Source organism: Streptomyces sp. NPDC090119, from assembly GCF_044747085.1.
Taxonomy (GTDB): Bacteria; Actinomycetota; Actinomycetes; order Streptomycetales; family Streptomycetaceae; genus Streptomyces.
On the sequence record NZ_JBIVDK010000001.1, the window covers coordinates 604,512 to 618,488 of the forward strand.

Below are 13,977 nucleotides of genomic sequence, written 5' to 3' on the forward strand. Positions count from 1 at the left end.
GGGAAGAGATGCAGGTCCAGCCGTACGGTTCCTGGCCGTCGCCGATCGACGCGGCGCTCGCCGCCGCGCACGACGGACACCCCGAGTGGGTGGGGTTCGTCGGGGACGAGGTCTGGTGGACCGAACCCCGGCCCGCCGAGGGCGGTCGCCGTGCCCTGGTGCGCCGTACGGCCGACGGCGCCGAGGAACCGGTGCTGCCGCCGCCGTGGAACGTGCGCAACCGCGTCATGGAGTACGGCGGCCGCCCCTGGACCGCCGCCCCCGGCACGGACCGGCCGCTGGTCGTCTTCACCCACTTCGACGACCAGCGGCTCTACCGCTACGAACCCGGAGGCGAGCCGGTCCCGCTGACCCCGGTCTCGCCGGTCGGCGGCGGACTGCGCTGGGCAGAGCCCGAGGTGGACCCGGAGCGCGGCGAAGTCCGGTGCGTGCTGGAGGAGTTCACCGGCGAGGGCAGCGGTGACGTGCGACGCGTGCTCGCCGCCGTACCGCTGGACGGCTCGGCCGCCGACGACCGGTCGGCCGTACGCGAACTCGCCGAGGAGCGGCACCGGTTCGTCACCGGCGCCCGCGTGTCGCCGGACGGGAGCAAGGCCGCGTGGCTCGCCTGGGACCATCCGCGGATGCCCTGGGACGGCACCGAACTGCTCGTCGCGGAGGTCGGCGACGACGGCCGCTTCCGGGACGTGCGCACGGTCGCCGGGGGTGACGACGAGGCCGTCGCCCAGGTGGAGTGGGCGCCGGACGGGCGGCTGCTGTACGCGAGCGACCGGGGCGGCTGGTGGAACCTGTACCGGGACGGCGTACCGCTGTGCCCGCGCCAGGAGGAGTTCGGCGGGCCGCTGTGGAAGCTCGGCCAGCGCTGGTTCGTCCCGCTGGCGGACGGGCTGCTCGCGGTGCTGCACGGGCGCGGGGCCGCCGTGCTCGGGATACTCGACCCCGAGACCGGTGAGATCGCCGACGCGGCCGGTCCCTGGACCGAGTTCGCGTCCTCCCTCGCCGCCCACGGCAGCCGGGTCGCGGCCATCGGCGCGAGCCCGCGCACCGGGTACGAGGTGATCGAGCTGGACACCGGCACCGGCCGCGCCCGCACCGTCGGCGCCCGGCACCGGGACCCCGTCGACCCCGCGTACTACCCCGAGCCCCAGGTCCGCACCTTCACCGGGCCCGGCGGCCGTGAGGTGCACGCGCACGTCTATCCGCCGAGGCACCCCGAAACCACCGGTCCCGATGGCGAGTTGCCGCCCTATGTGATCTGGGCGCACGGCGGCCCCACCAGCCGGGTGCCGCTCGTGCTGGACCTGGCCATCGCCGCCTTCACCTCACGCGGCATCGGCGTCGCCGAGGTCAACTACGGCGGCTCCACCGGGTACGGCCGCGCGTACCGCGAACGGCTGCGGCACCAGTGGGGCGTGGTCGACGTGGAGGACTGCGCGACCGTGGCCCTCGCGCTGGCCGAGGAGGGCACGGCCGACCGGAACCGGCTGGCGATCCGGGGCGGCAGCGCGGGCGGCTGGACCACCGCGGCCTCCCTGACCAGCACCGACGTCTACGCCTGCGGCACGATCAGCTACCCGATCCTCGACCTCACCACCTGGGGCCCCGGCCGCACCCACGACTTCGAGTCACGTTACCTGGAGTCCCTGGTCGGCCCCGCCGCCGAGGTCCCCGAACGCTACGCCGAGCGCTCGCCCGCCAACCATGCCGACCGGCTCACCGCCCCCTTCCTGCTCCTCCAGGGCCTGGACGACGTGATCTGTGCCCCCGAGCAGTGCGAGCACTTCCTCGACCGCGTCGCGGGCCGGGGCGTGCCGCACGCCTACCTGGCCTTCGCCGGAGAAGGCCACGGCTTCCGCCGCGCCGACACCATGGTCCGCGCCACGGAGGCCGAACTGTCCCTGTACGCCCAGGTGTTCGGCTTCGAGCTGCCCGGGGTCCCGAAACTGGAGCTGGACACGTGAAGCAACTCGAACGGCCCACCCGGCTCGCCCCCGGCGCCCGGGTGGCCGTGGTCGCGCCCAGCGGGCCGGTGCCCGGAGAACGGCTGCGCGCGGGCCTCGACATCCTGCGCGGCTGGGGCCTCGACCCGGTCGCCGCACCCCATGTGCTGGACCGGCACGGCCAGTTCCGCTACCTCGCGGGCACCGACGCCGACCGCGCCGAGGACCTCCAGCGGGCCTGGTGCGACCCTGCGGTCGACGCGGTGCTCTGCGCGCGCGGCGGCTACGGCGTCCAGCGGATGGTGGATCTGCTCGACTGGGACGCGATGCGCGCGGCCGGACCGAAGGTGTTCGTCGGCTTCAGCGACATCACCGCCCTGCACGAGGCGTTCGCCACCCGCCTGGACCTCGTCACCCTGCACGGCCCGATGGCCGCCGGAACCGACTTCATCGGCAGCGAACGCGCCCGCGACCACCTCCACGCGACCCTCTTCACCCCGGAGAAGGTCCAGGAGATCACCACCGACGGCCAACCCCTCGTCCCCGGCCGCGCCCGCGGCACCACCCTCGGCGGCTGCCTCTCTCTCCTCGCGGCGGAACTGGGCACCCCGTACGCCCGCCCCTCCGCCGCGGGCGGCCTGCTCTGCCTGGAGGACGTCGGCGAGGAGACCTACCGCTTGGACCGCTACCTCACCCAGCTGCTCCGCTCCGGCTGGCTGGACCGCGTCCACGGCGTCCTCCTCGGCTCCTGGCACGACTGCGACCCGTACGACACCCTCCGCCCCCTGCTCACCGACCGCCTGGCCCCCCTCGGCGTCCCCGTCCTCGAGAACGCCGGTTTCGGCCACAGCCCGGACGCCCTGACGATCCCCTTCGGCATGGCGGCGGAACTCGACGCGGACACGGGCACCCTGACCCTGGAGGAGCCCGCCCTGCGCTGAGTTGACCTTGCCGTGGCGTCAACGTTTCTACTGACGGCATGCGCATCGGAGAGCTTGCCGCGCTCGTCGGAGTCACCACACGAGCCGTACGCCACTACCACCACGTCGGCCTGCTGCCCGAACCCACCCGGCGGGCCAACGGCTACCGCTCCTACACCCTGCGGCACGCCGTGCTGCTCGCCCGCATCCGGCGGCTGACCGAGCTGGGCCTCGCCCTGGACGAGGTGCGGGACGTCCTCGCCGACGACGCCGGACGCGAACTGGCCGAAGTCCTGCGGGAACTCGACGCCGACCTCGCCCGGCAGGAACGGGAGATCCGGCGCCGCCGCGAGGTCCTGGCGGACCTGCTCGCGGGACCCCTCACCCCGGACGCCCCGCTCTCACCCGGCCTCGCCGCACTGCTCCGGGCCGCCCCCGACAGCACGTCGCCCGCCGCCGCCAAGGACCGGGAGCACCTGGTGCTGCTGGACACGGTGGCCGGCGGGGACGCGGTGTACGCGGCCCTGCACCCCCTGTCCGAGGACCCGAAGGTGCTCCAGCTGTACCAGCGGCTGGACGAACTGGCGGACGCCCCCGCGGACGACCCCCGGATCGCGGTGCTGGCCGAGGAGATGTCCGCCGCCGTCCCCGACGAGGTACTGGCCGCGATCCCCGTCTCCGGCCGGGCCACCCCCGACTTCGGCGCGGCACTGCTCGCCGACTACCCGCCCGCGCAGGCCGAGGTGGTGCGCCGGGTGATGAACACGCTGGCCACCCGGATGGACAGGAACCGGTCATGAGCGCACGCACCCCTGTCCCCGTCGCCATGCGACGGCTCCTCACGCACGAGGTCCGCGCGCTGTACTCGCTGGTCCTGTGGACGCTGCGCCGCCGCCAGGTCCCCGAAGGCGCCCTCGCCGCCGCCTACACCGGGCCGCAGACCGCCATGATGTACGGCCTGCTGTTCGTCTCCCTCGTCGAGACCGTCATGCTCGCCCTGGTGATCCCGTGGCCGCTCGCGCACGCCGTGCTGCTCGTCGTGGACGGGTACGGGATCGTGCTGGTCCTCGCCCTGCACGCGGCCTGCGTGGTCCGGCCGCACCTCGTCGCCTCCGACGGCTCGCTGCGGCTGCGGTACGGCGCGCTGTTCGACCTCGCGGTACCGGCCGCCGTCATCGTCTCCGCGCGGGTCGAACGGCGCCACCTCGGCCGGGGGCTCGTCGCGGTCGACCCGGACGGCGTGCTCGACCTCTCGGTCGGCGGCCAGACCACGGTGCGCGTGGAACTGGCCGAACCGGTCACGTTCACAAGGCCGTTGGGCAGGAAGGGGAGCGCTCGCGTGCTCCGGTTCCACGCCGACGATCCACGCACGGTGGTGGCCGCGCTCAGCACCGTAGGCTGACCCGATGCCGCACACCGCACCCCACTACCTCGCCCAGGGCCCCCGGGTGGCCGTCCGACGGTTCCGGATGGAGGACGGGCACGAGTTCACCGCCCGGGTGCGGGAGAGCAAGGACCTGCACCGGCCGTGGCTGGTGATGCCCGACAGCGACGAGGCGTACGCCGACTACGCGGGACGCCTCATGGGGGACGACGCGGCGCGGGCCGGGTTCCTGGTGTGTGAGAAGGACAGCGGGGACATCGCCGGGTTCGTCAACATCAACAACATCGTCCGGGGCGGCTTCCAGTGCGGGGCGCTCGGATACGGGGCGTTCGCGCACGCGGCCGGGCGGGGGCTGATGCGGGAGGGGCTGGACCTGGTCATCCAGTACGCCTTCGGGCCGCTCGGGCTGCACCGGCTGGAGATCAACGTCCAGCCCGGCAACACCGCGTCCATCGCCCTCGCGCGCGGCGCCGGGTTCCGGCTGGAGGGGTTCTCGCCCGCGATGCTCCGGGTCGACGGCGAGTGGCGCGACCACGAACGCTGGGCCCTCACGGCGGAGATGCGGGGCTGATCCGGGCCCCGCTCAGGCCCCCGACTGGTCGGCGTACTCCAGGATCGTGCCGTCCGGGTGCATCACCAGCAGATTCCGGCCCACCGGCGTCGGCACCGGGCCCGCGATGATCTGCGCGCCCAGGTCCGACAGCAGCCGGTGCGCCTCCTCGACGTCCTTCACGGCGATCGTCGCCGTCACCTTGCGCAGCACCTCCAGCTCCGCCCCCGGCCCGCTCATCAGCAGGAACGAGCCGATCGCGGCGACCCGTACGCCACCGCGCTCGAAGCGCAGGGCGGTGCCGTCCGCCAGCCGCTCGTAGAACGGGATCGCGGCCTCGAGGTCGTCGACGCAGATGCGCAGGGTGGCGCCAAGAATCTCCATGCGCACGAGCCTAGTTGGGGCGGACCGGAGCGCACAGACCGTCGCCCCGCTTCGGGGGGCGTGCGCGGCGGCCGGGTGACGTGGCGGGGGTTTGGGTGCCGTGACGCCGGTTACGCGGAAGACCTCGGACGAACCGTTCCACCGATGCGGCCGCAGCCGGTCACCCATCGTGACGGGCCGGGATCGCCAGAGTGTCCGAGTCACCTCGGACCCGCGGAAAGGAGACCCATGAACAACGACGAACTCGCCGAACTCGGGCAGCAGTTGCGGGTGGACAGCGTACGGGCGGCGGACGCCGCGGCATCCGGACACCCCACCTCCTCGATGTCCGCCGCCGACCTGCTGGCCGTCCTGCTCGCCAACCATCTGCGCTACGACTTCGAACGCCCCGACCACCCCGCCAACGACCGCTTCGTGCTCTCCAAGGGACACGCGTCCCCGCTGATGTACTCCGTCTACAAGGCGGCCGGCGCCATCGACGACGCCGAACTGCTCACCTTCCGCAAGCTCGGCAGCCGCCTGGAGGGCCACCCGACCCCGCGCAGGCTGCCCTGGGTGGAGACCGCCACCGGCTCCCTCGGTCAGGGCCTCCCGGTCGGCGTCGGCATCGCGCTGGCGGGCAAGCGGCTGGACCACTCCGACTACCGCGTCTGGGTGGTGTGCGGCGACAGCGAGCTGGCCGAGGGCTCCATCTGGGAGGCCGCCGAGGCCGCCGCGTACGACAGGCTGGACAACCTCACCGCGATCGTCGACGTCAACCGGCTCGGGCAGCGGGGCGAGACCCGGCACGGCCACGACCTGGACGCCTACGCCCGCCGCTTCCAGGCGTTCGGCTGGCACACGATCGAGATCGACGGCCATGACGTCGCCGCCATCGACCGCGCCTACAGCGAGGCCGAGGCCACCAAGGACCGCCCCACCGCGATCATCGCCCGCACCCTCAAGGGCAAGGGCGTCGCCGCCGTGGAGGACAAGGAGGGCAAGCACGGCAAGCCGCTGCCCGACGCCGACGAGGCCGTCGAGGAGCTGGGCGGCCGCCGCGACATCCGGGTCCACGTCAGCGAGCCGCCCGCCGCGACCCCGGAGAAGCTCGCCCACGAGCCGCTGAAGCTGCCCCGCTTCGACAAGGGCGAGGAGGTCGCCACCCGCGACGCCTTCGGCAAGGCCCTCGCCGCCCTCGGCACCGCACGCGGCGACGTCGTCGCCCTGGACGGCGAGGTCGGCGACTCCACCCGCACCGGAGTCTTCGCCGAGGAGCACCCCGAGCGGTTCTTCGAGTCCTACATCGCCGAGCAGCAGATGGTCGCCTCGGCCGTCGGCATGGCGGCACGCGGCTGGCTGCCGTACGCGTCCACCTTCGCGGCCTTCTTCAGCCGCGCCTACGATTTCGTGCGCATGGCCTCGATCAGCGACGCCGGGATCAACCTGGTCGGCTCGCACGCGGGTGTCGCCATCGGACAGGACGGGCCCTCCCAGATGGGCTTGGAGGACCTGGCGATGTTCCGCTCCGTGTACGGCTCCACCGTCCTCTACCCCTGCGACGCCAACCAGGCCGCCCGCCTGGTCGCCGCCATGGCCGACCTGGACGGCGTCCGCTACCTGCGCACCTCGCGCGGCGAGAGCCCGGTCATCTACGACGCCGACGAGGAGTTCCCCGTCGGCGGCAGCAAGGTGCTCCGCTCCAGCGGCGAGGACCGGCTGACGATCGTCGCGGCCGGGGTCACCGTGCAGGAGGCGCTGACGGCCGCCGACCAGCTCGCCGAGGAGGGCATCAAGGTCCGGGTCGTCGACCTGTACTCGGTCAAGCCCGTCGACGTGGAGACGCTGCGCCGGGCCGCCGACGACACCGGCTGCCTGGTGACGGTCGAGGACCACCACGAGGAGGGCGGCATCGGCGACGCGGTCGTGGAAGCCTTCACCGACGGGCGTCCCGTACCGCGCCTGGTCCGCCTCGCGGTCCGGATGATGCCGGGTTCCGCCACGCCCGACGAGCAGCTGCACGCGGCCGGGATCGACGCCGCGAACATCGCGGCGACCGCCCGTCTGCTGGTCGGCGAGGCCGTGGTGAGCTAGGGCCGTACTCCGTCGCGGCGGGCGTCGCTCAGGGCGGCGCCCGCCGTGGTGTTCAGGCGGGCTTGCGGCACAGGATCTCGCCGTGCAGGACGGCGAACCAGCCGTCCTCCCGCCGCCCCCACTCCCGCCACGCGTCGGACACCGCGCGCAGCTCCTCCGGCGTGGCGTGGCCGCCCTCCACCGCGCGGTCGGCGTAGGCGGAGGCGAGCGTACGGTCCGCCCACAGCCCGCTCCACCAGGCGCGTTCCTCGGCAGTGGCGTACGTCCAGGTGCCCGAGGTCGCGGTGATGTCGCTCAGCCCGGCCGCCAGCGCCCAGCTCCGCAGCCGCCGCCCGGCGTCCGGTTCACCGCCGTTGGCCCGCGCGACGCGCCGGTACAGGTCCAGCCAGTCGTCCAGGCCGGGCGCGGCCGGATACCAGGCCATGGCCGCGTAGTCCGCGTCGCGCACCGCGATCAGCCCGCCGGGCCGGGTCACCCGGACCATCTCGCGCAGCGCCCCCACCGGGTCACCGACGTGCTGGAGCACCTGATGGGCGTGGACCACGTCGAAGGTGCCGTCGGAGTGGTCGAGGGCATGCACGTCGGCCACCGCGAAGTCCACGTTGCCCAGACCCCGCCCGGCGGCCGTGGCGCGGGCCTGCTCCAGCACGGCGGGGGCACGGTCGACGCCGGTCACCCGGCCGTCCGGGACCAGCGCGGCGAGGTCGGCGGTGATGGTGCCGGGGCCGCACCCGATGTCGAGGACACGCATGTCGGCGGCGAGTGAACCGAGCAGATAGGCGGCCGAGTTGGCGGCCGTGCGCCAGGTGTGCGAACGCAGCACCGACTCGTGGTGCCCGTGCGTGTAGACGGCGGTCTCGCGTGTCTCCGGCATGACGTCACGGTACGCCCATGACCCGGATACTGAGACCGCCGTTCCGTGATACGGACTGACGAAATGTCAGGAAGCGTTCGGACGGGGGCTGTAGGCGGTCAGGATCTCCGGCAGCTTCTCCACCGTCACCGTGCCGGACACCGACGTGACCTCACCGTCGTACGCCAGCGGGGTGCCCGGCGCGAGGCCCGACAGCCGCAGCCGGCCCAGCTGCACCGCCGCGTGGCCCTGGGACCGGCTGAGCGGGCCCGCCACCGCGGCCGCCAGCAGACGCAGCGTCGGCCAGCCGTTGCCGTGCACCACCCGGACGTCCAGCGGGCCGTCCGACAGCTCCGTACGGCGCCCGGCGCCCAGGCCGCTGCGGCGGTAGACGCCGTTGCCGATGAACAGCATCCACAGCGGATGCCGCTTGCCGGCCGCCTCGACCACCAGCGGATGCCGGTCGGCGCGCAGCACCTTCACCGCGCCCAGCACCCCGGCCGCCCAGCCGCCGATCCGGGGCGACCAGTGCTCGCGCTCACGCACCAACTCCGGGTAGACGCCGAGACTCAGGGTGTTCAGGAAGACGCTGGAGCGGTCGTCGGCGGTGAACTTGCCGACGTCCACCTGGACCGCCTCGCCCGCGCGGACGGCGGCGGCCAGACCGGCCGCGTCCTCCACCCCGAGGTCGTACGCGAAGTGGTTCAGGGTGCCGCCGGGCAGCACCGCCAGCGGCAGGCCGTGCAGCAGGGCGACCTCCGCGCCCGCGTTCACCGTGCCGTCGCCGCCGCACACCCCGAGGACCCGCGCCCGCGCCGCCGCCTTGTCCAGCTCGGCCCGGACCTCCTCCGGCTCGCACTCCACGATCTCCGCCATCGGCAACGCGTCGTGCAGCGCCCGCACCCGGTCCGCGGTGCCCGAGGCGCGGTTGGCGACCATCACCAGGCCCTCGCCGTCCGGCAGCGCCGGGGCGTCCGCCCGCGGCCGCGCCACCGGGCGGGCCGCCGCCCGCGTCGGCACCAGCTTCCGCACCACGAACGCGGCCCCGACCCCGAGCGCCGCGCCCGCCAGCACATCACTCGGGAAGTGCGCGCCGGTGTACACCCGCGACGTCGCCACCGAGAACGCCACCGGCGCCACCGCCGCACCCCACGCCGGGGACTCCAGCGCGACCCCGGCCGCGAAGGCGGCGGCCGACGCGGAGTGGCCGGACGGGAAGGAGGTGGTGATGGGCTGCCGCTTGAGCTGCCGGGACAGCGGCACCGGGTCCAGCACCGGCCGGGTACGGCGCACCGACCGCTTGCCGAGCGTGTTGACGGTCAGCGAGGCCAGGCTCAGCGAGGCCAGCCCCCGCACGGCCGCCCGGCGCGCCCTCGGGGTGCGGGTCGCGGCGATCGCACCGGCCACCGCGAACCACAGCACCCCGTGGTTGGCACTCCGGCTCAGGCGGGGCAGCACCTTCTGGGCGCCGGGCCACTTCCGCTCGGCGGCCACCTCGAAGAGGCGGGCGTCGGCCGCGAGCAGCCGGCGCAGGACATTGCGGCCGGTGGCCGGGACAGCGGTGAGGTCGACATCTGCGCTCATGCTCGACCCACTACCCCGAAGCGCGCCTTTCTTGTGCCGCCGCCCGGGGTACGCGCGCGGGCGGGACGCGCGGAGGCCGGGGGAGCGGGATCTTCGTACAGTGGACCTCAGGACCGCGGACCTCACGAGCGGGGGTACCACCATGACCGGAGTCGACCCCGGCCGACTGGACGACCAGCAGCTCATGAAAGAGCTGGAGACGATCCACCGCACACGCCACGACACCCTGCTGTACGGCTCGAACGACGCCCTGCGCGCCCACAACGAACGCATGGCCCAGCTGGAGGGCGAGTACCTCCGCCGCAACCCGCGCCGCCTGGTCAGCGCGGGCCGCACCCGCGAGGGCGCCCGCGAACGCGGCTGCGGGGAGCCGGGGGAGGCATGAGATCCGGGCACACTCCGGGGGCCGGTGTCACCCGTTGGGCGTCGTCCGTGTCCCGCGAATGGGGTCCGGCCGCGCGCGGGGCGGCGCCCGGGGGGCTCTGATGGCAGCGAGGGCACGGAACGCGTGCCCCGACCGCCGTACCGCCGAGGAGCCCGCCCCATGCGCCGCACCGTACGCGCCCTCTCCGCCGCCGCCGCCCTGACCGGAGCCACGCTCGCCATAGCCGGGCCCGCCTCCGCCGAGTCGGGCGCACCCTGCGAGGACCCCGCCGCGTCGGCGCCCCGGTCGCCCGGTTCGTCGTACGAGGGCACCGGGACCGGGCAGGGGAACGGTGCTCCCACCGGCACCGGCGGTCCCGCGCCCGGAGCCCCGTACCTGGGCGCGGCGCCCGACCCCGGCGGCAAGGCCCCCACCGCCCCGGCGTGGAGCGGCGCGGAAGGCTGCGCGGGCGGCTCCGCCGGGAAGACCGGGCAGGGCGCCGACGACCTGGCCCGGGAGGACGGCGACGAGGGTGGCGACGAGGGCGGTGGGGACTGGGACTCCGGCCCGGCGAAGGACGCCCCGCCCACCGTGGAGCACGGCGTGCAGGCCGGGGCCGGAGGCACCTTCACCGACTCGGTGCCCGCCCTCGCGGCGGGCGGCGCGCTGATCGCCGCGGCGGCCGCGGGCGCGGGCTACCGGGTGCTCGGCCGCAGGCGCCCGGCCGGGCGCTGACGGCGGGCACCGGAAGACACCTGTGACCGGGACGACGCCGGACGCGAGCCATGCCGGGCCGTTCGCCGGGTACACACCTTCCCGAGGGCACCACCAGCAGGCACCCCGCGCACCGGCCACACGGCACGAGACACCAAGGACACCAGGGGAACCGGGGACACAGGGGATTCGGCACACGGACCGCGCGGAGGCGGACATGCGGCGAAGGGAATCCGAGGGCCACGGCCCCGTCCGCTACGGCCCCCCGTTCCCCGCCGACGGCCTGCCCGTCCTCCCGGAACTCGCCGCCCGCCTGGCCGCCGCCGACCACCACGGCGAGGCCCAGCCCGCCGGTGGCATCCCGGCCCTGCTGGAGGCGGCCTGCGGCTACTGGACCCGCCGCGGACTGCCCTGCACCCCCGACCGTGTGACCCTCGCCCCCGGCGCGCCCCCGCTGCTGCCGGCGCTCATCGCCGCGCTCGCCGGGGACCACGGCGACATCCTGGCACCCCGCCCTCGCGCCGCCTGGTGGGCGCCCAGCGCCCGGCTGCTCGGCCGACGTCTCTTCCCGGTGCCCGCCCCGGCCGGAAGCGGCGGCATACCCGACCCCTACGCGCTGCTGGAGACCGTCCGCCGGGTCCGCGCCGAGGGCGGCGATCCCCGGCTGCTGGTGCTGTCCGTCGCGGACGACCCGACCGCCGCCGTCCCGCCGCCCGAGCTGCTGCACGAGACCGTGGAGGCGGCCGCCGCCGAGGGCCTGCACCTGATCAGCGACGAGACCTGGCGCGACACCCGGCACCACCCGCACGACACGGTCCTGGTCAGCCCGGCCGAGATGCTGCCCGACCACGTCACCGTCGTCGCCGACCTCGCCGGATCGCTGCTCCCGGTCGGCTGGCCCGCCGCCGTCGCCCGCTTCCCGGACACCGCGGCCGGGCAGGACGCCCACGCCCGCGTACTGGACGTGCTCACCGCGCTCGGCGCCCGCCTCGCCGCCCCCGTCGCGGCCGCCGCCCAGTACGCGCTGGACGAACCCGAGCCGGTCACCGCCCGCCGCGACGCCGCCGTACGGCTGCACGCCCGGCTGGCCGCCGCCGCGCACCGCACGGTCCTCGCGGGCGGCGCGCTCGCCCCGCCCCCGCAGGCGGGCCGCCACCTCTACGCCGACCTCGGCCCGCTGCGCGAGCCCCTCGCCGCGCGGGGAGTCGGGGACGCGCAGGAACTGGAGGACTTCCTCACCGCCCGGCTCGGCATGCCCGCGCCCGGCGGCCACCGCTTCGGCGACGACCTCGGCGCCCTGCGCGTACGCCTGTCCACCGGCCCGCTGCTGGGCGGTACGGACGAAGAGCGCGAGGCCGCGCTCACCTTGTCCGATCCGACGGAACTGCCGTACACCCGGGACGCGTTGCTGTCCCTGAGGTCGGTCCTCGACGAACTCCGTGACGACACCGTGCGACGGGAGCCTCCGCGATGACGCAGCAGACGCATGAGCCCGGGGCCACCGCCACGACGGCCACCACACCCCCGCCGAGCGCCCCCGAACTCGTGGACGCCGCGCCCGAGGTCGTCGTCCGCGCCCCGCTCGCGCCCGCGTCACCGCCACTGGCCGAACCCCGCCCGCTGGGCGAACACCGGGTATGGCCGCGCACCTTCCACGACCGGCTCACCGCGCCGCTGCCCGGCTGGCGCGCCATGGCCCGCTTCGCCCGCGAGGGCGCCGTACGCCCCGAGCCCGAGGGACTCGTCGACATCCCCCGACTCCCCTACGAGCCCGGCCCGTTGCCCCGCGTGGGCGCCGACACCCTCGCCGTCACCTGGGCCGGACACGCCAGTTGGGTGGTGCGGATCGGCGGACTGACCGTGCTCACCGACCCGGTGTGGTCGCGCCGCATCCTCGGCACCCCGGCCCGCGTCACCCCCGTCGGCGTGGCCTGGGAGAGCCTGCCGCCCATCGACGCGGTCGTGGTCAGCCACAACCACTACGACCACCTGGACGCCCCCACCCTGAGCCGACTCCCGCGCCACACACCGGTGTTCGCACCCGCCGGACTCGGACGCTGGTTCCGGCGCAGGAGGTTCACCCACGTCACCGAGCTGGACTGGTGGGAAGGCGCCCAACTCTCCGGTGTGCGCTTCGACTTCGTGCCCGCGCACCACTGGTCCAAGCGCACCCTGACCGACACCTGCCACAGCCTGTGGGGCGGCTGGGTGATGACCGCGCGCGACGGACAGCGCCTCTACTTCGCGGGCGACACCGGCTACGGCCACTGGTTCGGCCGCATCGGCCGCCGCTACCCCGGCATCGACCTCGCCCTGATGCCCATCGGCGCCTACGACCCCCGCTGGTGGCTCAGCGACGTCCACTGCGACCCCGAGGAAGCCGTACAGGCCACCCTCGACCTCGGCGCCCGCCGGATGGCGCCCATGCACTGGGGGACGTTCGTGCTCTCCGCCGAACCGGTACTCGAACCCCTCACCCGCGTCCGCGCCGCCTGGGAGCAGGCGGGCCTCGCCCGGACCGACCTGTGGGACCTCCCCGTAGGCGCCTCCCGGGTCCTGGAACCGGACCCGCGCCCTACCGCTCCCCGCCCCGCACCCGGCGCACCAGCCCCGGAGCCGCGCTGACCAGCACGGTCAGCACCACCACCGCCAGCACGCCCTCCCACGGCCGGGCGAACAGCGAACCCCCGAGCACCCCGATCAGCTGATACGTCAGCGCCCACGCCAGGCACGCCGGAAGGTTGCCCCGCGAGAACCGCCGCAGCGGCCACTCGGCCAGCAGACACGCCAGCATCACCGGAATCCGGCCCGCGGGGATCAGCCGGGACAGCACCAGCACCGTCACCCCGTTCTCCGCCAGCTTCTCCCGCGCCTGGTTCAGCCGCTCCTCCGGTGCCCGCGACCGCAGCGCCTCCAGCCAGCGCGACCCGCTCCGCGAGCCCAGCCCCCGCCGCCCCAGCCAGTACAGCGCCGCGTCCCCCAGGAACGCCGCCAGCGACGCCGTCACGAACACCAGCAGCAGGGAGAACGGCGCCGTCCGATGGACCGCCACCACCGCGGCCGTGCTCACCAGCGCCCCCGTCGGCACCACGGGTATCAGCGCCCCGACGAACACCAGCAGGAACAGCGACGGATACCCGAACGCCTGCTGCGACGGCTCCAACGGCACCCCGCTCGTCACGGCCGCGGCCAGCACCGCCACGCCCCCCAC

At 74.9% G+C, this 13,977-nt stretch carries 14 protein-coding genes; 10 read left to right on the forward strand and 4 right to left on the reverse strand.

Going from position 1 to position 13,977, the window contains the following annotated elements:
* Positions 1–8: 8 nt before the first annotated feature.
* The 5 genes from ACIPPM_RS02730 to ACIPPM_RS02750 are packed head-to-tail and all read left to right on the forward strand — an operon-like array spanning position 9 to position 4,815.
* The gene (locus ACIPPM_RS02730) at positions 9–1,961 is read left to right on the forward strand and encodes a prolyl oligopeptidase family serine peptidase (RefSeq protein WP_401442205.1); all 1,953 of its coding nucleotides are present in this window, start codon (positions 9–11) and stop codon (positions 1,959–1,961) included.
* Entirely contained in the window at positions 1,958–2,881 is a 924-nt protein-coding gene (locus ACIPPM_RS02735) for an LD-carboxypeptidase (protein WP_401442206.1), read from the forward strand. The genes ACIPPM_RS02730 and ACIPPM_RS02735 overlap by 4 nt, the downstream gene beginning before the upstream one ends.
* Positions 2,882–2,919: 38 nt before the next feature.
* Positions 2,920–3,660: a MerR family transcriptional regulator gene (locus ACIPPM_RS02740; RefSeq protein ID WP_401442207.1), complete on the forward strand. Its 741-nt coding sequence runs from the start codon at positions 2,920–2,922 to the stop codon at positions 3,658–3,660.
* Complete coding sequence (locus tag ACIPPM_RS02745) at positions 3,657–4,262, forward strand: hypothetical protein (RefSeq protein WP_401442208.1); 606 nt, start codon at positions 3,657–3,659, stop codon at positions 4,260–4,262. Before ACIPPM_RS02740 ends, ACIPPM_RS02745 begins: the two co-directional genes overlap by 4 nt.
* A gap of 4 nt (positions 4,263–4,266) precedes the next feature.
* Positions 4,267–4,815 (forward strand): GNAT family N-acetyltransferase, encoded by a 549-nt coding sequence (locus ACIPPM_RS02750; protein WP_401442210.1) that lies wholly within the window; start codon positions 4,267–4,269, stop codon positions 4,813–4,815.
* A 12-nt stretch (positions 4,816–4,827) separates the two neighbouring features.
* Here the strand turns inward: ACIPPM_RS02750 and ACIPPM_RS02755 are convergent, their stop codons facing one another.
* Positions 4,828–5,178 (reverse strand): VOC family protein, encoded by a 351-nt coding sequence (locus tag ACIPPM_RS02755; protein WP_401442211.1) that lies wholly within the window; start codon positions 5,176–5,178, stop codon positions 4,828–4,830.
* Between the two features lie 228 nt (positions 5,179–5,406).
* Here ACIPPM_RS02755 and ACIPPM_RS02760 point away from each other — a divergent pair, with 228 nt between their 5' ends.
* Entirely contained in the window at positions 5,407–7,251 is a 1,845-nt protein-coding gene (locus ACIPPM_RS02760; protein WP_401442213.1) for a transketolase, read from the forward strand.
* A gap of 52 nt (positions 7,252–7,303) precedes the next feature.
* Here the strand turns inward: ACIPPM_RS02760 and ACIPPM_RS02765 are convergent, their stop codons facing one another.
* Together ACIPPM_RS02765 and ACIPPM_RS02770 are read right to left on the reverse strand one after the other, a co-directional pair.
* The gene (locus tag ACIPPM_RS02765; RefSeq protein ID WP_401442214.1) at positions 7,304–8,125 is read right to left on the reverse strand and encodes a methyltransferase domain-containing protein; all 822 of its coding nucleotides are present in this window, start codon (positions 8,123–8,125) and stop codon (positions 7,304–7,306) included.
* Between the two features lie 66 nt (positions 8,126–8,191).
* Positions 8,192–9,688: a bifunctional phosphatase PAP2/diacylglycerol kinase family protein gene (locus ACIPPM_RS02770; protein ID WP_401442216.1), complete on the reverse strand. Its 1,497-nt coding sequence runs from the start codon at positions 9,686–9,688 to the stop codon at positions 8,192–8,194.
* A 142-nt stretch (positions 9,689–9,830) separates the two neighbouring features.
* Between ACIPPM_RS02770 and ACIPPM_RS02775 the strand changes: the two genes are divergently transcribed.
* The 4 genes from ACIPPM_RS02775 (at position 9,831) to ACIPPM_RS02790 (ending at position 13,391) form a co-directional block, all read left to right on the forward strand.
* On the forward strand, positions 9,831–10,073 hold the full coding sequence (locus ACIPPM_RS02775; RefSeq protein WP_401442218.1) for a DUF6158 family protein: 243 nt from the start codon (positions 9,831–9,833) through the stop codon (positions 10,071–10,073).
* Positions 10,074–10,232: 159 nt separating this feature from the next.
* Positions 10,233–10,787 (forward strand): hypothetical protein, encoded by a 555-nt coding sequence (locus ACIPPM_RS02780; protein WP_401442219.1) that lies wholly within the window; start codon positions 10,233–10,235, stop codon positions 10,785–10,787.
* Between the two features lie 196 nt (positions 10,788–10,983).
* Entirely contained in the window at positions 10,984–12,240 is a 1,257-nt protein-coding gene (locus tag ACIPPM_RS02785; protein ID WP_401442220.1) for an aminotransferase class I/II-fold pyridoxal phosphate-dependent enzyme, read from the forward strand.
* Entirely contained in the window at positions 12,237–13,391 is a 1,155-nt protein-coding gene (locus tag ACIPPM_RS02790) for an MBL fold metallo-hydrolase (protein ID WP_401442221.1), read from the forward strand. Before ACIPPM_RS02785 ends, ACIPPM_RS02790 begins: the two co-directional genes overlap by 4 nt.
* Here the strand turns inward: ACIPPM_RS02790 and ACIPPM_RS02795 are convergent.
* A complete protein-coding gene (locus ACIPPM_RS02795) occupies positions 13,342–13,968 on the reverse strand; it encodes a DedA family protein (protein WP_401444149.1) in 627 nt (208 codons plus the stop codon). The genes ACIPPM_RS02790 and ACIPPM_RS02795 overlap by 50 nt on opposite strands.
* Positions 13,969–13,977 lie beyond the last annotated feature (9 nt).

Bases quoted from the DNA above. Each gene is read 5' to 3' on its own strand.
- ACIPPM_RS02730 (WP_401442205.1), top strand. From the start codon at position 9: ATGCAGGTCCAGCCGTACGGTTCCTGGCCGTCGCCGATCGACGCGGCG.
- ACIPPM_RS02740 (WP_401442207.1), top strand. From the start codon at position 2,920: ATGCGCATCGGAGAGCTTGCCGCGCTCGTCGGAGTCACCACACGAGCC.
- ACIPPM_RS02745 (WP_401442208.1), top strand. From the start codon at position 3,657: ATGAGCGCACGCACCCCTGTCCCCGTCGCCATGCGACGGCTCCTCACG.
- ACIPPM_RS02750 (WP_401442210.1), top strand. From the start codon at position 4,267: ATGCCGCACACCGCACCCCACTACCTCGCCCAGGGCCCCCGGGTGGCC.
- ACIPPM_RS02755 (WP_401442211.1), bottom strand. From the start codon at position 5,178: ATGGAGATTCTTGGCGCCACCCTGCGCATCTGCGTCGACGACCTCGAG.
- ACIPPM_RS02760 (WP_401442213.1), top strand. From the start codon at position 5,407: ATGAACAACGACGAACTCGCCGAACTCGGGCAGCAGTTGCGGGTGGAC.
- ACIPPM_RS02765 (WP_401442214.1), bottom strand. From the start codon at position 8,125: ATGCCGGAGACACGCGAGACCGCCGTCTACACGCACGGGCACCACGAG.
- ACIPPM_RS02770 (WP_401442216.1), bottom strand. From the start codon at position 9,688: ATGAGCGCAGATGTCGACCTCACCGCTGTCCCGGCCACCGGCCGCAAT.
- ACIPPM_RS02775 (WP_401442218.1), top strand. From the start codon at position 9,831: ATGACCGGAGTCGACCCCGGCCGACTGGACGACCAGCAGCTCATGAAA.
- ACIPPM_RS02780 (WP_401442219.1), top strand. From the start codon at position 10,233: ATGCGCCGCACCGTACGCGCCCTCTCCGCCGCCGCCGCCCTGACCGGA.
- ACIPPM_RS02785 (WP_401442220.1), top strand. From the start codon at position 10,984: ATGCGGCGAAGGGAATCCGAGGGCCACGGCCCCGTCCGCTACGGCCCC.
- ACIPPM_RS02790 (WP_401442221.1), top strand. From the start codon at position 12,237: ATGACGCAGCAGACGCATGAGCCCGGGGCCACCGCCACGACGGCCACC.